Source organism: Streptomyces sp. JNUCC 63, from assembly GCF_054366325.1.
In genome coordinates this window covers 2,562,748-2,580,299 of sequence record NZ_CM135963.1, presented here as the reverse complement: position 1 = coordinate 2,580,299, position 17,552 = coordinate 2,562,748, and the positions used below count along the sequence as shown (strand labels likewise).

Below are 17,552 nucleotides of genomic sequence, written 5' to 3'. Positions count from 1 at the left end.
GACCACCCCGGACATGCTGGTGAGAGGAACCATCCCATGACGACGGGCAGACGCCCACTGTCCTTGCTGCTGGCCACGGCCTCGGCCCTGCTGATCGCCGGCTGTGGCGGAAGCGCCCGCCAGAACGCCGACGGGACCGCGGGTGCCGCCGCGGCGAAAGGCTTCCCGGTTACCCTGTCCAACTGCGGGGTGACCGCGACGTATCAGCGCCCGCCGCAGCGCGCGGTGTCGCTGAACCAGCACGTGACCGAGGTGATGCTGGCGCTCGGGCTGGAGAAGTCGATGGTCGGCACGGCCTATCCCGACAACGGGATCCTTCCCGAGTACCAGGCCGCCTACAGGACGATCGAGTCGCTGGCGAAGGAGTACCCGTCCTACGAGACGCTGCTGACGGCCGAACCCGACTTCGTCTACGGGGGCTGGACCTCCGCCTTCGACGAGAAGGAGGGCCGCTCCCGCGACGCCCTCACCAAGGCCGGGATCAACACCCGCCTCAACATCGAGGAGTGCCCCTCGGGGCCGGTGACGATGGCGGTGATGGACCAGGAGGTCCGCGAGGTCGCCAAGGTCTTCGGCGTTCCCGAGCGGGCCGAACGGCAGTTGAAGCGGCTGCACGCCACGCTGGACGAGGTCGGGAAGAAGCTCGACGGCGTCAAGCCGGTGAAGCTCTTCGTCTACGACAGCGGTGACAGGACCGCCCTCACCGCCGGGGGCGCGGGCATGGGCAACGACATGATCGAGCGGGCCGGCGGGACGAACCTCTTCGCCGACGTCGACAAGGCGTTCGGTGACGTGTCGTTCGAACAGGTGGCCGAGCGGGCACCCGAGGCCGTCGTCATCTACGACTACGGCGACCAGACCGTCGAGGAGAAGAAGAAGTTCCTGCTCGCCAACCCGGCGCTGAAGGACGTGCCCGCGATCAGGAACAAGCGGTTCGCGGTGCTGCCGCTGTCGTCCACCGTGCTGGGCGTGCGGGTGCCGGCGGCCGTGGAGTCACTGGCCCGCCAGCTCCACCCGGACCGTTTCCGGTGACCGACACGACGGAGACGGCCGACCCGGCCGGGACGGCCGGCGGCTCGCCGGCCGGGGCTCCGAGAGCCGCCGACCGCCGCCGCAGGCTCCCCTACGCCCTGGTGCTGGCGGGGCTCGGCGCCCTGGTGGCGGTGGCGGCGACGTTCGGGATCGCGGCCGGTTCGGTCGGCATCCCGGCGAGGGAGGTGTGGGACATCCTGCTCCACCAGGTCCACCCCGGCCTGACCGAACCGACGTGGCCCCCGGTGCGCGAGACGATCGTGACCGACGTGCGGCTGCCGAGGGTGGTGCTGTGCGCGGTGGTGGGCGCGGGACTGTCGGTGGCCGGGATGGCCCTGCAGGCGCTGGTGCGCAACCCGCTCGCCGATCCGATGCTGCTGGGGGTGTCGTCCGGGGCCAGCGTCGGCGCGGTGCTGGTCCTGGTCTTCCACGTGACGCTGTTCGGTGCCTTCTCACTGCCGCTGGCGGCGTTCTGCGGCGCGCTGGCCGCCCTGGTCGCGGTGTACTTCCTGGCCCGCTCCGGCGGGCGGATGACCACGTTGCGGCTGGTACTGGCGGGCGTGGCCATGGCCGAGGTGCTGTCGGCGGTGGCCGGCTTCCTGGTGGTCACCTCCAACGACCCCCACAAGACGCAGTCGGCGCTGCGCTGGATGCTCGGCGGGCTGGCCGGCACCACGTGGACGATGGTGTGGATCCCCGCCGGCGCGGTCCTGCTCGGCACGGCGGCCCTGCTCGGCGTGTGCCGTCCGCTGAACCTGCTGCTGGCCGGGGAGGAGGCCGCGGCCGCCCTGGGCCTGGACGTCCACCGCTTCCGGGCCGCGCTGTTCGTCCTGGTCGCGCTCATGATCGGCACGATCGTCGCGGTCAGCGGCCAGATCGGCTTCGTCGGCCTGATCCTTCCACACGTCGTACGACTGCTGGTGGGCGCCGACCACCGCCGCGCGCTCCCGGCCGCCGCGCTGCTGGGCGCGGCCTTCCTGATCGCCGCCGACCTGGCCGCGCGCACGCTGATGAGCCCCGAGGAGATCCCCGTCGGCATCCTCACCGCCCTGACCGGCGGGCCGTTCTTCCTCTGGCTGATGCGAAGGAGGACATGATGACGACCGGCCGTCCTGAAACGGAACCCGGGGCAACGGAACCCGGGACACTGGAGATCGACGACGTCTCGGTGACCGTCGACGGCAGACACCTGGTGCACCAGGTCTCCTTGACGGTGTCCCCCGGAGAAGTGGTCGGGCTCGTCGGCCCGAACGGCGCCGGCAAGTCCACCCTCCTGCGCACCGCCTACCGTGCGCTGCGCCCCACGTCCGGGCGGGTGCTGCTGGACGGCGCGGACGTCTGGCGGATGCCCGGCAAGCGCCTGGCCCGGCACCTGGCGGCCGTCCTGCAGGAGCACGCCGGGGACTTCGAGCTCACCGTGTACGAGGTGGTGGCCATGGGCCGCACCCCGCACAAGCGTCCCTTCGCGGGCGACGACGCCGACGACCGCGCCATCGTCACGGTCGCGCTGACGGAACTCGGCGTCGCCGGCCTCGCCGACGTGCCCTTCGACCGGCTGTCGGGCGGGGAGAAACAGCGCGTCCTGATCGCCCGCGCGCTCGCCCAGCGGGCGGGGACGATGGTGCTGGACGAACCGACCAACCACCTGGACCTGCGCCATCAGCTCGACACGCTCCGCCTCGTCCGCCGCCTCGGCATCACCGCCGTCGTCGCCCTGCACGACCTCAACCTCGCCGCGTCGTTCTGCGACCGGCTCTGCGTCCTGGAGGCCGGCCGCGTGATCGCCCTCGGCCCCCCGCGGGACGTCCTCACCCCTGCCCTGCTGGCCGAGGTCTACCGCGTGGAGGCGTACGTCACCGAGCACCCCCGCACCGGCGTACCCCAGGTGACGCTCCTCTCCGGCCACGACCGGCCCGGACGGAGACAGGAGGCCGCACAGACGTGACGGCATCGGCCGGCCCGGCTCGGGTGCTACCGCGGATGTCACTGGTCGGGGTGGGTGCATAGAGTTCGCGGTGGCGCGGGTACGGATCCGCAGGGGAGGGGAGCGGCGCCATGGGCAGGTCACATCAGAATCAGGCCGGCGCGAGGCCGGCCGGTCCGGAGCAGATGATCGCGGAGGCGCGGAAGGCGTTCTTCGTGATGTTCGGGTTCCTCGTGGTGGTCTGGCTGGTGCAGCTGGCCAACTACGCAGGCAGTTACGCCCTTTCGCGGGACTACGGGGTGATGTCCGGCGACTTCGGCACACTGCCCGGAATCCTCACCGCGCCTTTCCTGCACTGGAGTTGGGCGCACATCGAAAGCAACTCCGGCCCGTTGTTCGTCTTCGGGTTCCTTGCCGCCTACCGAGGCGTGGTCCGCTTCCTGGGGTTGAGTCTGCTCGTCGCGGTGACCAGTGGGCTCACGGTGTGGTTCCTCGAACGGGGCGGCGTGGAGACGGTGGGCGCCAGCGGTCTGATCTTCGGCTACTTCGGCTACGTCGTGGTCCGCGGGCTCTTCGACCGGCACCTGATCGACACGCTGATCGGTATCGTCATGGCGGCCTCCTTCGCCTACATGCTCACCGTCGCCGTGCCCGGGACGCCGGGGGTGAGCTGGCTCGGACACCTCGGAGGGCTGATCGGCGGTCTGGTCGGGGCCTGGCTCTTCCGGGACCGGCGATCGCGAGCTGCCGGAACCGCCCGCTCCGATGACAGCACAGAGGCACGACAGGTACGCGCCGACAACCCGCGCGCGGACCTGCACAAGGAACTCGGCGACCTCGGCCTCCTCTAGCCTCCGGCGGCCGCCCACTGGTGAGGACCAAAGGGACGGCAACCGTACTGATGGCCGATGCCTGGCCCGATCATGCAGTCGGCCAGTACCTGCCGCAGCCGCATCGTGCGCGCGTCCACGTGGGCTCGGCCACCGCCCGCGGACCGGCCCGGCCCGGCCAGGGTCGGAATCACGGCACCGCGTGCCGGACATCGGCCTGGTGGGGCACGGAGGCGCCGTTGAGGTGCCGCAGGGAGGCACACCATGACCGCGGAGCTGAACCACACCATCGTCCACGCCCGGAACAAGCAGGAGTCCGCCGAGTTGCTTGCGGGCGTCCTCGGCCTGGAGGCCGGCACCCCTGGGGCCCGTTCGTGCCCGTCGCCACCGGCAACGGCGTCACCCTCGACCTCATGGCCGACCCCGACGAGCCGATCGCCGCCCAGCACTACGCCTTCCTGCTGTCCGACGAGGAGTTCGACGCGGCGTTCGAGCGGATCCAGCAGGCCCACGTGGTGTACTACGCCGACCCGCACCTGGAGCAGCCCGGCCGGATCAACCACCGTGACGGCGGACGCGGGCTGTACTTCCAGGATCCGGTGGGCCACGCGATGGAGATCCTCACCCGCCCCTACGGCAGTCGGCCTGCGACCCGGTCCCGGGCGGTGACGGGGCCGCGTTCTCCGATCTCACACCGGAACACGGACGCTGTTCACCCCGTTGCGGCCCGAGGCGGTCGCCGAATCAGGCGGTTCCACGGAAGACACGGAAGACACGGAAGACACGGAAGACACGGAAGACACGGAAGACACGGAGGGCGTCACGATGTTCTGGGAGGCAGCACGGCGAGCACGCGTACGATGTGATCGCGAAATTCCTCCATGAAGCGCCGAAGGAATTCTTCCGTATCGCTGTTGGTGACCTGACCATCGTCCGTGAACATCTCCGGGATGAATCTGATGTACGCCTCGGGCGCGTTCATCTGTGGAGAATTGCAGTAGCCGAGGACGCTGCGCAGGCTCTGCTGGGCGACGGCTGTCCCGATGGCGCCGGGAGAGGCCCCGATCACCGCGGACGGTTTGTGGGTGAATGAATTGTCGCCCCAGGGACGGCTGGCCCAGTCGATGGCGTTCTTCAGGGCGCCGGGGATCGATCGATTGTATTCCGGGGTCACGAACAGAATGGCGTCGGCGGAAGTGATGGCAGCCTTGAGTGCCCTGCCCTCGGCGGGAAAGTCGCTGTCGTAGTCGTAGCTGTAGAGCGGAAGGTCCCTGATCGGAATCTCATCGAACTCCAGATCCGGCGGGGACAGCCGGATCAGGGCCTTGGAGAGCGTGCGGTTGATCGAGTGAGTCGCCAGGCTTCCCACGATGTAGCCGACCTTGTAGGTGGTCATCTCTCCTCGATTCGCCGTGCGCCTTGCGCCGACCCGCTTCCCTTCCGGAGGCGGGCGAACGCTTTCCAAGAGCACGAAACCATGGCCGTCGGCGATCGGCCTTCCAGGCTGATCCAATCGGAGGAGCACGGGTCACGATGCCGTTCGGCCGGCCTCGGTTTGTCAGTGGGGCGCGGCGGTGACCGATCAGCTCCGGCGACGGTGCGGAAGCCGGCGAGCATCGCCGGTGGGGTGTGTGCGGGCTGCCGGCCGGACGTGCGGCTTGCACGGGGCCGTCTTCATCGGCCGTACCGCACGGCCTGGTTCAGCCGCCCGCCGCGTACCGGACGAACCGCCGGCCGCGTGTCCGAGGACACCGGTCGGGCCGGGGAGAGGACTTGTCGGGCGTGTGGCGAACGGCTCCGACCGAAGGTCCGTCCCGATGCGGTGTACAGCTTCTCATCCGCTCCGGGTGCTCTGCAGAGCGCCACCGACGCTGCCGCGCTGCTCGCGCACCGCGATCCGGGCCAGCTTGGTCAGCATCATGCCGTTGCGGATCGAGACGATGTAGTCCACAGGGAGCTCGTGCATTCGGATGCCGGGACCCCGCAGGGCATGCCAGTCGAGAACGAAAAGGGTGTTCTCGCCCCAGGGGATCAGGTTCATGGCGATGCGGGCCGCACCGAAGGGATCCGCCTTCGCTTCCAGCTCCAGACGGCGTTGCGGCTCGCAGATGCGTACGACACAGGTGTCGTCGAGGACCAGAGAGCCGACGCCGACTCGGACTTGCAGGCGGGCGCCCACTTCTGGCCAGTGCGGGTCCGCGGCGACGACCTGCTGCGTTCCTGAGACCCATTCCCCGTAGCGATGGCCGTCGGACAGCAGGCCCCAGACTCTGGACGGCGAGCTCAGGATCAACCGGCGATTCCGGGCCACACCGACCACGCTCCCTCTTCCTGTCGGGACCGGCGCCCATGACCACGCTGTCAGGCGTGGAACGCCTCCTCAGCCGCTCAGCGTGCTCCTCGACACTAGCCGCGCCGTACACCTCCAGCACCCGCAACAGTGGTCGGGCCCGGCGCCCGCACGGCATCGCGCACGACCGGGTCACCAGGCGCGATCGCAGCCCTGATCGGCGCTGCCCCTCCGGCCGGCACCGAGTTGTGCGCTCGTCCAACCAGGTGGCGGCAGTGACCGTCAGATGGCTGGTGCGGATCGACTCCATGATCGTCCGCGCCCACCAGCACGCCGCCACCACCGGCCGGAAAAGAGGGCGGCAGCAGGCGGACGAACCGGACGATCACGCCCTCGGCCGATCCCGAGGAGGCTTGACCACTGGAGTCCACCTCGCCTGCGACGGCAAAGGCCGACCCCTCGCGATCCTCGTAACGCCGGGTCAACGCCACGACAGCGTGCCGCGCCCACCCTCTTCTGGAACGTATCCGCGTGCCCCGCCTCGGCCTGGGCCGACCGCGCTGCCGCCCCGATCACGTCATCGCTGTGTCGAACGGGACGGACTTCGAACAGTCCTCCGCGACTACTCACTGTGCTTCGAAAGTGATCCAGGACGGGGCCGCGTGGCGTAACGCCACCGCCCGGCACCCCGTCGTGCTCACCGCCCCGGACATGCGCGGGCACGCCGTCGGGCTCGTCCGGGACCGGGCTGACGGACACGGCAGCACAGCGGAACTCGCCCCCTGCTCCGTCCAGTTCAGGGTACGGCGCCCAGTCGAGGACATATGTACCTCGCAGGCGTGCATGTATCGGGCTTGCAGGTTCCTCCTGCCCGCAGAAGCGGGCCGGCGCGCTCGCACCCTTGGTGGATCAGGAAGTTCCGGCCTCGGCTCTGCCTGCGGCCGGGGCCGGGCGGGGGCCACTGGGAAAAGTGGCCACCTGCGGGTGGGCACCTGCCGGCCGTCGTCACATGACCAAAGCCGTCCTCACCCTGGAGTTTCAACGCTCTGACGGCGGATCTGCCGGATCGAAAGGAGGGCGAAGAGCATGTTGCCCTCCGGCCACAGAGACCCCGCGGCGAAAAGGACCGATACTCCGGCTTCGTTCATCCACGCCGATCCGAACGGCCACAGTCGACTCGCCGGCCGCGAGCTCAGCGCGGAAGATGGGTTCGATTGGCCACGTAAAGGCGTAAAGGACGACAAAATGCCCCCAAGCTGCCCTGGTCACTCCAACAAGATCGGTCACCGAGCCGCCGTGTCCGCACTCGGCTGTGCCCTCGGAGCGCTCACCCTGGTCGGGTGCGGCGGCAGCGGTCAGCACACCGGTCCCTCGCCTCGACCAACACCCAGCAGCCCCAATACCGCATCCTTTTCCGGAACGCCGCCGTCGGCGCTGGCTTCCTCGGCAGCTTCCGCGATCGCCTCCGCCCGCGCGTCTGCCTCGGCAGCGGCATCCTCCGCGTCCGCCCGCGCCTCGGAGTTCGAAGCATCCGTTGAGGCCAGGGCCGCCCGGGCCGGCGCCGCCGCCGAGAGGGAGCTCAAGAACGTCAAGGGCCGCGGCAACGCTCTGTCTGAAGTCAGCATGATGGGCTTGCCCCGGAGCCAGACCAGCGGGCTGCTCGCCGCCCTGGTCACCATCACGAACAAGACGAATCACAAGGCGTCATACGCCGTGCAGATCGACTTCGAAGACTCCGCCGGAAAGGTCGTCGAGACCAGGTTTGTAGGAGCGGAGAACCTCGGCCCCGGCCAAAAGGAACAACCCATCGCTTTCAGTAGAAAACCGCCAGAGGAAAAACTGACACCTCGCCTTGCCAAAGCCCAGCGGTACTGATGTACGGGAGCGAAAGCACGCCTCGCACGTCCAGCCGTGCAGCCGCCGAGGTGGTGTGCTGGTGCTGAAAACCCGTCATCGCCGCCAGTCGCCCGGCCGGCGCCGCCGTCACCAGGCAGAGGCCCGCGCCTGCCACCGAGCCCGCAACACGGCCGGCCGACCACCACCACACGGCGAGACCGGAACTACAGCGCCCTCAAGGAACTCCGACTGAAGGGCCAACGTGTTCATCGTCCGGGCTCTGTGTCACGTGCGGTCACACGCGCCGTCGTGAAGCGGCGACTTCTGTGTGACGTCGGGCATCTCCGTTTCCTCCATCCCCGGATCCGCCTCGAATGATCTCTTTCCTGCAACGTCCCGTCGGGTCGGCCACGGCTGCCGCGGTGGCGGTTGCGGTGCTGGTCGTCGCGAATCTGGCGAACAACCGCTGGGCGCCGTCCCTGTGGTTCGTCACCTGCGTGCTCACGGTCCTTGTCCTGTGCGGCATCCTGTGGTGGGCCGGTGCGACGTGGACCGATGTGGGTCTGAGCCGCGCAACCCTGGGCCGGGGCGCGCTCTGGGCGTTCGCCCTGATCGGCATCGTGGCTGTCTGCTTCTTGATCGCGGCGTTCCTGTCGCTGACCCGGGGGCTGTTCGCCGACCAACGCACCGCGGGTCTGACCGGCGGCGAGGTCGCCTTCCGCATGTTCGTCAAGGTTCCGCTGGGTACCGTGCTTCTGGAGGAGTTCGCTTTCCGTGGAGTTCTGTACGGCCTGATCCGCCGTGGCTACGGCACCATCTGGGCCACGGCAGTCTCCTCGCTGTTGTTCGGCCTGTGGCACATCCTGCCTTCGGCGCATCTGGCAACGGTGAAGCCGGCGCTCACTTCGGTCTTCGGCCACTCCACCGCGGGTGCTGTCCTCGCCGATGCCGCCGCAGTGGTCTTCACCGCGCTCGCCGGAGTCCTCTTGTGCGAGCTGCGCCGCCGCAGCTCCAGCCTGCTGGCGCCCATCGGCTTGCACTGGGCCACCAACGCCTTCGGCTACCTGGCAGCCTTCCTTGTCCCGGGGGCGTGACCGGGTGCTACCCGTGCCTGCGGAGGTAGGCCGTCAGACGGTCGGTGTCGGCGTTGTTCCAACCGGCGGGTGGGGCGATCTTCGCCCACGCGTACGTGGGAAGGTGGCACTTCCCCCCGAAGGGTGGACACCAGTTCGTGTCGTTATGCAGCAAGCGTCATGATACGTGATGTTTCGTAGGCGATGGGACTGAGCTGCCCGTTCGCCGAATGGCGACGCCAGGTGTTGTACCGCGTCAGCCAGCGGAAGACCGTGCGTCGGCAGGCGTCGGCCCCGCTGTAGCGGCGGGCGCCCTGGAGGGTCTCCCGTTTCAGGGACGCGTGGAAGGATTCGCAGGCGGCGTTGTCCGCGCTGGTGCCGACGGCGCCCATGGACTGTGTCACTCCCAACTCGCCGCACAGGCCCACGAATTCACGTGACGCGTACTGCGCCCCGTGATCGCTGTGAAAGATGGCGCCGTTCAGGCTGCCACGGATGTGGGCGGCCATCCTGAGCGCGTCGGCGACCAGAGAGGTGCGCATGTGGTCGGCGATGGACCAGCCGACCACTCGGCGGGAGAAGCAGTCGATGACGGTGGCGAGGTAGAGGAACTCACCGTCGCCGACGGGGAGATACGTCACATCGCCCATGTACTTCAGATTCGGCGCGGGGGCGGTGAAGTCCCGCTTGAACAGGTCCGGCACGGGCGTGGCGGACGGCTCCGGGACGGTGGTGCGGACCTTCCTGCGCGGGCGGAAACCGGCGATGCGGAACTTGCGCATCACGCGCGCGACCTTCTTCTCGTTGATCTTCATGCCGTGCGTGTCACGGAACTCGGCCGTGATGCGCGGGGCGCCGTAGGTGCCGTCCGACTCGGCATGGACGGACCGGATCTTCTCGGCCAGGGCCTCGTCGGCCCGCTCACGCTCAGCGCGGGCCGCCCGGCCCGCCCGCCACTTGTAGTAGCTGGAGCGGGCGACGTCGAGTACCTGGCACAGCCGCTGGACCGGGTGGGTCGCACGGTGATCTTCAATGAACTGGCAGCGACTCACCAGGTCATCTCGGAGGCGAAAAACTTCGTCGCCTTCCGCAGGATGTCCCTCTCCTCGGCGAGCGTCGCCTTCTCCTTGCGTACCGCCTTCAGCTCCGCACGCAGGGCCGCGATCTCCGCCTCCAGCTCCTCCCGTGACTTCGTGGCCCCGCTCACCCTCGTGCTGCCCTTCACTCCCGCGTCGCCGGCACCGCGGCGGGCCCGCTCGGCCCGCACCCAGTTACGCAGCGTCTCTCGGGGCGTCCCCCTGAGTGGTGGACACGCTGATGGCGCTCCCGCCGACGAGACCCTTCGGCTGGCCTTCCGGTGGGGGATCGTGCCCGCGAACGCGGGGGAGGACCCGCCGGCCGGGCTCAAGGCCGCGTACGACTGGGTCACGACGACTGACCGGCCGCTGGGTGATCTGGCCGACCCCGAGGTGTTCGAGGACGTGCTGTACCGCCTCAGCTACAAGCTGGACGGAACTCCGGCTGCGGGCGACACGTACAAGCGGCGGCGCCGCGCTCTGAACACCGCTCTCGAACACGCCGTGGTCGTGGGGGAGCTCCCGGAGAACCCTCTTCAGCGCGCCCGCCGGAAGCACGTCGGCTCCAACGAGGTGGTGGACCGCCGCGTCCTCGTGAACGCCGTACAGGCGCGGCAATTGCTCACGGCGGTCTCGTACGTCGGCTCGTGGGACCGCTGCCGCGGGCGGCGCCTGGCGGCGTTCTACGCGGTGCTGTACTACGCCGGGCTGCGGCCGGCCGAGGCGGTCGGGCTGAGGCGGTCTGACTGCCACCTGCCGGAGACGGGCTGGGGCACGCTCACGCTGCGGGAGACACGCCCTGTCTCCGGCAAGCAGTGGACGGACTCAGGCGAACGGCACGACCGCCGCGGCCTGAAGGCGCGGGAGGCGACCAGCGACCGCCCGGTGCCCATCCCGCCCGTCCTGGTCGCCATCCTCCGGGCCCACCTGAAGGAGTTCGGGACTGCCAAGGAAGGGCGCGTGTTCGGCAACGAATGCGGGGGAGTGGTCGGCTCTTCCACCTACTGGCGGGTGTGGGAGGAGGCGCGGGAGTACGCGCTTCCGCCGGAACGCGTCGACTCGCCGTTGGCCGGGCGCCCGTACGACCTGCGGCACGCCTGCATCACGCGGTGGCTGAACGCGGGGGTGCCGATCGCTGAGGTTGCCCGGCGGGTCGGCAACTCTCCCGAGGTGATCCACCGGCGCTATCACGGCTGCATCGACGGTCATGAGGAAGCCGCCAACGCGAAGATCACAAAGGCGTTGGAAGAGGACGGAGACGCTGCATAGCGGTCCATGTCATCGATGCTGTCGGCACCCGCAACCATGCCGCCCACCAGCGACATCAGCTTCGCAGCCGGGAAGGCACCAGGGCCGTCCTTCGAGCGCGGCAGCCGCACCAACTCGTCAGACAGAGCGGGCGGGCCGCACCGCTCGGCCAGTCGCACCACCGGCTCCAGCCCGCCGTACGCGACCAGATTCGGATCATCGAAGTGTGCGGAGACCTTCGCTGCGGCATGGGAGGATTGCATCTCGGAAGTGCCTTGTCGATTGTGCGTGCTGGAAGCGTGAAGAACTCCCATCATCGCAGGTCACAAGGCGCTTCCTCGTTTCCGGAAGAAGTATCCACAGACATCAAGCCGGTGGATCCGGCTCAGGCGCACATGAGTATCACCAAAGTCCCCGAACGGAGTAACGCCTTAGCTTGACGTTTAACCTCGCTGGGCTTGGTGTTCCTTGATCGATTCGGCGCGTTTGACGGTCTTGCCGACGTCGTGGCGCCTGGCCCGTTGCTTGTTCTTCGAGCCCGGAGGCCGTCCAGGGCCTGGTCGGGACGGTTTCGGCGCGCTTGCCGGGCGGGCTGCTGTCGCGCGGACGTTGCGAAACCCCCGGCGGACCCGGGCGGGGGTGAGACGGCGGGGTTCCGCGGGCCGTTCCCAGGGCCGGCGGAGGTCCTCGGCGAGGGGCCGGGCGAGGCGGAGCTGGGTGTGTGCGGCGATGATCAGCCAGGTCCACAGGTCGGCCGTGTCGGGATTCCTGACCTTCGGGGCGGTCCAGCCCAGGGTCTGTTTCATCAGCCGGAAGGTGTGCTCCAGGTCGAAGCGGCGGAGGAACGACTGCCACCAGCGGTCCACATCCGCCGGTGCGGCGGCGGTGGCCGAGCACCACAGCCAGACCGGTTTCGGGTCGCGGTCACCGGGCAGGTGCTCGACTTTCAGGCGGATCAGCGTGCCGTGCAGGACGGGGAGTTCTTCCTTGGCGTGGTTCAGCCAGGGTCCGCGGTGGGTGAGCCGGGGGTGCATCCGGTCCCAGGCCGTCGCGGTGGCCGTGCCGTAGCGGGTGGTGTCCGTGGCGGTCGTGACGTCGGGCTCGTGCCAGCTGTCGGGCTTCTTGAACGTGAGGACGCCGCCATGCCGACGGGGACGCCCGCCTCGGGGACCCGACCGGGCGGGGCCGGGGTCGCGGAGCATGACGCGGTCCGAGCGCAGGCGCCCGACCAGCACGACGGGCAGGTCGGCGAGAGCGTGGGTCAGGTAGGCGACGTCGTAGCCGGAGTCCATCACGATCAGGATGTCCGGATCGCCCGGTCTCCAGTGGCCTGCGCTCGTCAACCGCTCGACGACATCGCGGAGTTGGGCGGCAGTGACGGTGGTCGCGTCATCGGCCGGGCCCAGGCGGACCGCGTCCAGCAACGCGACCCAGGAGGTGCGGCCGGACTCCAGGGCCGCGACGAAGGAGTAGGGCCAGCCGGGCACCAGCTGGTCCGAGCTGCGGTCGCCGCGTCCGTAGACATGGCAGAACAGCCGCTCGCCGCTGGTGGGAGCGTCGGGCCGCAGCCAGTGCGACACGTCCACCGCGAGCACGATCCGTCCGTCGGCTGCTTTCGGCAGCGGCAGGCCCGCCAGCGTGCGGCGCAACCGTGTCGGCTCCAGCCAGCCACGGTCCAGGGCGGCGTACAGCGCGCCATGTCCCCGCCGGTGCTCGGCCGCCAAGGAGAGCTCGACCAGGGTTTTCACCGGCCCGTCCGCGCACAGCACCGCGTCGGTGAGCTCGAAGAGCGCATCCGCGCGGCTGTACAGGCACTCGTAGAACTCGACCCGAAAGCGGGACAACAGGCCCAACGCCTCGCACGTGGGCGGATCGACGGGCAGACTCATGGGCAGCGGCCGTTCTCTCGCACTTCGTTACTCGACATCTCGAAGCGTGGCGAACGGCCGCCCTGCACATGCCCGGATCTCGCTGATCTCAGCAGGTCGAGTGACCAGCGACGTTAAACCTCAAGCTTAGAGGTCGCGCGGATAGGTGCGGTTGGGGACACCGGCAACAGGACGGGCACAGGTTCTGGTGATCATGGAGTTGCGACGCTCTGTGATCACTGAGGAGACCTGTGCCCGCGCTGCCATCATGGCTCGCCGAACCGCTCTGGGACCAATTCGCGGCCCTGCTGCCCGAGCGGCCGGAGTACCACCCGGACCATCCACTTGGCTGCCACCGCCGACGTATCAGCGACCGGATCGTCTTCGACAAGATGCTGCAGCTCCTGCGCTTCGGCTGCTCCTACCAGGCGATCGCCGACACAACCTGCTCGGCCACCACGATCCGCAACCGCCGCGACGAGTGGATACAACTGGGCGTCTTCACCCGGCTCAAGCAGATCGCGCTGGAGTCCTACGACCGGATCGTGGGACTCGTCCTCGACCAGATCGCCGTGGACGGCTCTATCACCAAGGCTCCCGGAGGCGGCGAGGTGGCCGGGCGTTCCCCGGTCGACCGCGGCAAACAGGGCTTGAAACGCTCGGGCATGACGGACGGATACGGCATTCCGCTGGGCCGGGTCCTGGCCGGCGCCAACCGCCACGACTCCCCGCTGCTCGCCCCGACCCTGGACCGCCTGGACGACCTCGGACCGCTGCCCGACGACATCACCGTCCATCTGGACGCCGGCTACGACTCGGACAAGACCCGCGCTGTGCTCGACGATCGCGGCTTCCACGGCCGTATCGCGCACAAAGGCGAGAAGGCACCCATCCAGGCCAGTCGGCGGTGGCACGTGGAACGTACCCACGCCTGGCAGAACGCCTTCCACCGGCTCGCCCGCTGCTACGAGCGGCGCGCCACCGTCGTCGACGCCTTCTTCGACCTCGCCGACGCGGTTATCACCGTGCGCAGCCTGATCCGGCAGGCATGGGCGACTCACCGCTGGGACGAACGCCCAAACCGCCGACCATGACAGCACCCTCATCCGCGCCGCATCTAAACGTCGCGCACCGCGAGCAGTTCGACCGCTGCCCCAGACGACTCCAGCAGTGGTGCAGCGGCAGAACGCCGGGGATCCGCCCGGTAGGCAGCGAGATCCTCGCTGGTGGGAAAGGCTATGAGGTGGGCCTCGACCTGATCGTCCAGAGTGCGCAGTCGGCGCTCAAGACGCCCTCCATACTCGGCAAGGAGGGGCAGGACAGCGCTCTCATAAGCGTCGAAGGTGCCCAAGCCGCCTTCAGGTAGCCGCGCGAGCATCAAGTAGGTGACGGCCATGGCTCCCTCATAGCGGTCTGTAACCGGTGATCTTCTGAGCCTAGCTGGCGTACACGCCTTCAACGCCGCCCCAGCGGCCGTCTATCTGCGCGACCTCTTAGTCCGACATGTGCGTGGTCGCGCGCCGATACCTGGTCGCAGATTTACGTAGAGTGACCAGAGTGTGCCTGACGCGTGTCTGAGCTGAAGGAACGCCTCACCCATCCGGCTCCGGTAGGACGCCCAACCCTTCTCGGCGGGGGCGAGTGAATCAAAGACGGGATGACTCGGGGGGTGTTGTGGCACTGGTTTCGGCAGGACAGCAGAGCTCGGAGTCGATACCTCTTGAAGCGCGGCCCACCTGCCGCACCTCCCCCGTTCCGGGCTTGATCCGGCGTTCGGTGACGTACGAGCCGGTGATCCTGGGAAAGCGAGGCTTTCAGCCTCGATCCACCGTGTGATCACCGGTCGGCGTGAGGGCCGGGAACGAAGAGGTGCCTTGTGACCTGCGATGATGAGAGTTCTCTACGCTCACATCAGGCACGATCAGCAAGGCACCTCTCGAGTGAAATTGTTCCACAGCCCGGCGCGGGTGTTCGCCGCGTTCGACGAGCCGAATCTCATCGCGCATGCCGGACTGGTCCCGGTGATCCGGCTGGCCGAGCGGTGCGGCCTGCCGGCCCTGGTCGCCGAGAAGGTCAAGCTGACCGGCGCGAAGAACGGCGCCGGGACGGCCGCCGACGCGAAGGCGATGAGCGTCGTGGGAGGCATGGTGGCCGGCGCGGACTCCATCGACGACCTGGATGTGCTGCGGCACGGCGGGCTGCCGAAACTCTTCGCAGGGGTGCGGGCACCGTCCACGCTCGGCACGTTCCTGCGTGCCTTCACCTGGGGACACGTGCGTCAACTGGAGGCGGCGGTACGCGCGTTCACCTGCAATCTGGCCGCCCACACGGGCTTCGTCCCGAAGGGGGACGAGGTGGTGTTCGTCGACATCGACTCCAAGGTCAAGCAGGTCTACGGCCCGGCCAAGCAGGGCGCCTCCTTCGGCTACACCAAGGTCCGCGGCCTCCACTTCCAGATCGTCACCGTCAAGACCGCCACCTGCGCGCCGGTCATCGTCGCAACAAGGCTGCGCAAGGGCTCGGCGGGCTCCGGCAAGGGCGCCGCCTCGCTGCTGCGCGAGGCCCTCGCGGCGGTGCGGTCCATGGGCATCACCGCACAGATCATCGTCCGCGCGGACTCCGCCTACTTCTCCCACAAGGTCGTGGACGCCTGCCGCAAGGCCGGCGCCCGCTTCTCCCTGGCCGTCGCGGTCACCAAGACGATCCGCGTAGCCATCGAGACGATCGATCCCGACGCCTGGAGATCGATCAAGTACACCGACGCGATCTGGGACGACGAGGAGGAACGCTGGATCTCCGACGCAGAGATCGCCGAGATCGGCTTCACCGCGTTCACCAGCAAGAAGAAGGCCTTCCGCGTCACCGCCCGGCTCATCGTGCGCCGCGTGAAACGGCTGAACCCCAAGACGGTCCCCGACGGGCAGAGCGAACTGTTCGCCGTCTGGCGCCACCACGCGATCTTCACCGACAGCGTCTTCGTCCTCACCGACGCCGAGCCCATGCACCGCGCTCACGCCGCGGTGGAACAGGTCTTCGCCGACCTGGAGGACTCCGCCCTGGCCCACCTGCCCTCGGGGAAGTTCACCGCGAACGCGGCCTGGCTCACCCTGGCGGCAGCCGCCTACAACCTCACCCGCGCCGCCGGCCACCTCACCTCCACCTTCCACGCACGGGCCCGGACCGGCACCATCCGCCGCCACCTGATCACCGTCCCGGCCCGCATCGCCCGCCCAGGACGACGCCTCGTGCTGCACCTGCCCCAACACTGGCGCTGGGCCGACGACTTCATCGGCCTGTGGACCGCCACCGGCCAGCGCATGCAGACCTGAGCAGCCAGACCCCGCCGTCCACCCACGACCTGGAAGACCTCGGAGAACCCGCCACCGGAACGGCCATCCGGAACCCCGCCCTGCCCCAAACCGAAAACCCACCCCGAAAAGCAATCACACTGCGCGATCAAAAATCACGCGGTGGATCGAGGTTCAGATGCGCAAAGCAATTTCCTCCCTGGCAGCGGCCGGCGTGCTGGGCCTGTCGATGGGCGTCCCGACAACGGCAGCCGCAGCCTCGGACTCCGGCTCGCACAGCTTCCGGGCCAGCTTGACTCCGATCCCGACGAACAACGTGACCGGCTCGGGCACCGCAACCGTGTCGCTGTCCGGTCACAAGGTCACCGTGAGGATGACAGTGAAGGGGCTCCTGGCCGGGGTTCCGCACGCGGCCCACATCCACGTCGACGGCATGGGCACGTGCCCCACCGCGGCCGCGGCCACCAACCTCAACGGGCACATCGCGATCAGCACCACCGACGGCATGAAGTCCTACGGCATGATCGGCCCCTCGCTGACCACCAGCGGCGACACTTCCCCGGCCAGCGCACTGGCGGTGACCCGCTTCCCCGTGGGTAGCTCCTACCAGTACTCGCGCACCATCACCGTCAACAACGATGTGGCCAGCAACATCCGCGCCGGCAAGGCCGTCATCGTCGTGCACGGCATCGACTACGACGGCAGCGGCAAGTTCACCAACGTGCTAGGCCCCAGCGAGCTGGACCCCAAGCTCCCCCAGGTCGCCACCGCCCCCGCGCTGTGCGGCACGCTGAAGGCCATGCCCTCCAAGGGCGCCGCGACCGGCTAGGACGACGCGGTGCACCCTGGCCCAGAGCCGGTCCCGGCTCCACTGCGCGAAGCGCCGGTAGACCGTGAGCCAGGCCGGCCCGAACACCGGCGGCAGCTGCCGCCACGTGCAGCCCGAGGTGGCCGCGAAGATGATCGCGGCCAAAGCCTCACGATCACCGGCCCGTCGTCGGCCGCCACCTGTTGACCCGCGCTACCGGTTCAGGCATCGCCTAGTCGCTGGTTGGTCAGGTCGAGGG

15 protein-coding genes and 4 pseudogenes are annotated in these 17,552 nt (G+C 68.9%); 12 read left to right on the top strand and 7 right to left on the bottom strand.

Annotated elements, in window-relative coordinates; genetic code table 11:
- Nucleotides 1-36: 36 nt before the first annotated feature.
- From ACX25U_RS11555 to ACX25U_RS11535, 5 genes and pseudogenes are all read left to right on the top strand, one after another.
- Nucleotides 37-1,032, top strand: coding sequence for an ABC transporter substrate-binding protein (locus tag ACX25U_RS11555; RefSeq protein ID WP_454391215.1), 996 nt, complete (start codon nt 37-39; stop codon nt 1,030-1,032).
- Nucleotides 1,029-2,129, top strand: a complete 1,101-nt coding sequence (locus ACX25U_RS11550) for a FecCD family ABC transporter permease (protein WP_454391213.1) — start codon at nt 1,029-1,031, stop codon at nt 2,127-2,129. Before ACX25U_RS11555 ends, ACX25U_RS11550 begins: the two co-directional genes overlap by 4 nt.
- Nucleotides 2,126-2,977, top strand: coding sequence for an ABC transporter ATP-binding protein (locus ACX25U_RS11545; RefSeq protein ID WP_454391211.1), 852 nt, complete (start codon nt 2,126-2,128; stop codon nt 2,975-2,977). Before ACX25U_RS11550 ends, ACX25U_RS11545 begins: the two co-directional genes overlap by 4 nt.
- 110 nt (nt 2,978-3,087) lie before the next feature.
- Nucleotides 3,088-3,807 carry a rhomboid family intramembrane serine protease gene (locus ACX25U_RS11540; RefSeq protein ID WP_454391209.1) on the top strand — a complete coding sequence of 240 codons (720 nt, stop codon included), beginning with the start codon at nt 3,088-3,090 and terminating at the stop codon, nt 3,805-3,807.
- Between the two features lie 243 nt (nt 3,808-4,050).
- Nucleotides 4,051-4,427 (top strand): annotated as a pseudogene (locus ACX25U_RS11535) (VOC family protein); the annotation flags it as partial.
- Nucleotides 4,428-4,606: 179 nt separating this feature from the next.
- Here the strand turns inward: ACX25U_RS11535 and ACX25U_RS11530 are convergent.
- Nucleotides 4,607-5,182, bottom strand: coding sequence for an NADPH-dependent FMN reductase (locus ACX25U_RS11530; protein WP_454391207.1), 576 nt, complete (start codon nt 5,180-5,182; stop codon nt 4,607-4,609).
- Nucleotides 5,183-5,620: 438 nt separating this feature from the next.
- A complete protein-coding gene (locus tag ACX25U_RS11525; RefSeq protein WP_454391205.1) occupies nt 5,621-6,097 on the bottom strand; it encodes an SRPBCC family protein in 477 nt (158 codons plus the stop codon).
- Between the two features lie 248 nt (nt 6,098-6,345).
- Here ACX25U_RS11525 and ACX25U_RS11520 point away from each other — a divergent pair.
- The 3 genes and pseudogenes from ACX25U_RS11520 to ACX25U_RS11510 form a co-directional block, all read left to right on the top strand.
- A pseudogene (locus ACX25U_RS11520) lies at nt 6,346-6,661 on the top strand (transposase); the annotation flags it as partial.
- Between the two features lie 660 nt (nt 6,662-7,321).
- Entirely contained in the window at nt 7,322-7,951 is a 630-nt protein-coding gene (locus ACX25U_RS11515; RefSeq protein ID WP_454394213.1) for a hypothetical protein, read from the top strand.
- Between the two features lie 335 nt (nt 7,952-8,286).
- Entirely contained in the window at nt 8,287-9,006 is a 720-nt protein-coding gene (locus ACX25U_RS11510; RefSeq protein ID WP_454391204.1) for a CPBP family intramembrane glutamic endopeptidase, read from the top strand.
- 143 nt (nt 9,007-9,149) lie between these two features.
- Here the strand turns inward: ACX25U_RS11510 and ACX25U_RS11505 are convergent.
- Nucleotides 9,150-10,282, bottom strand: a pseudogene (locus tag ACX25U_RS11505) (IS3 family transposase); the annotation flags it as partial.
- Nucleotides 10,283-10,352: 70 nt separating this feature from the next.
- Here ACX25U_RS11505 and ACX25U_RS11500 point away from each other — a divergent pair.
- Entirely contained in the window at nt 10,353-11,330 is a 978-nt protein-coding gene (locus ACX25U_RS11500) for a tyrosine-type recombinase/integrase (protein ID WP_454391202.1), read from the top strand.
- On the opposite strand, the gene ACX25U_RS11495 is transcribed toward ACX25U_RS11500, so the two are convergent.
- Complete coding sequence (locus ACX25U_RS11495; RefSeq protein WP_454391200.1) at nt 11,267-11,572, bottom strand: hypothetical protein; 306 nt, start codon at nt 11,570-11,572, stop codon at nt 11,267-11,269. The two genes, ACX25U_RS11500 and ACX25U_RS11495, sit on opposite strands and share 64 nt — an antisense overlap.
- A 180-nt stretch (nt 11,573-11,752) precedes the next feature.
- Nucleotides 11,753-13,198, bottom strand: a complete 1,446-nt coding sequence (locus tag ACX25U_RS11490; RefSeq protein WP_454383905.1) for an NF041680 family putative transposase — start codon at nt 13,196-13,198, stop codon at nt 11,753-11,755.
- A gap of 230 nt (nt 13,199-13,428) precedes the next feature.
- On the opposite strand from ACX25U_RS11490, the gene ACX25U_RS11485 reads away from it, so the two are divergent.
- On the top strand, nt 13,429-14,271 hold the full coding sequence (locus ACX25U_RS11485) for an IS5 family transposase (RefSeq protein ID WP_454391042.1): 843 nt from the start codon (nt 13,429-13,431) through the stop codon (nt 14,269-14,271).
- Between the two features lie 23 nt (nt 14,272-14,294).
- On the opposite strand, the gene ACX25U_RS11480 is transcribed toward ACX25U_RS11485, so the two are convergent.
- On the bottom strand, nt 14,295-14,573 hold the full coding sequence (locus tag ACX25U_RS11480; RefSeq protein ID WP_454387120.1) for a hypothetical protein: 279 nt from the start codon (nt 14,571-14,573) through the stop codon (nt 14,295-14,297).
- Nucleotides 14,574-15,117: 544 nt separating this feature from the next.
- Between ACX25U_RS11480 and ACX25U_RS11475 the strand changes: the two genes are divergently transcribed.
- Together ACX25U_RS11475 and ACX25U_RS11470 are read left to right on the top strand one after the other, a co-directional pair.
- On the top strand, nt 15,118-16,506 hold the full coding sequence (locus ACX25U_RS11475; protein ID WP_454384094.1) for an IS1380 family transposase: 1,389 nt from the start codon (nt 15,118-15,120) through the stop codon (nt 16,504-16,506).
- 157 nt (nt 16,507-16,663) lie between these two features.
- Nucleotides 16,664-17,314: a hypothetical protein gene (locus ACX25U_RS11470; RefSeq protein ID WP_454391198.1), complete on the top strand. Its 651-nt coding sequence runs from the start codon at nt 16,664-16,666 to the stop codon at nt 17,312-17,314.
- Here ACX25U_RS11470 and ACX25U_RS11465 read toward each other — a convergent pair.
- Nucleotides 17,267-17,494 (bottom strand): annotated as a pseudogene (locus ACX25U_RS11465) (transposase); the annotation flags it as partial. The gene ACX25U_RS11470 and the pseudogene ACX25U_RS11465 sit on opposite strands and share 48 nt — an antisense overlap.
- Between the last annotated feature and the right edge of the window lie 58 nt (nt 17,495-17,552).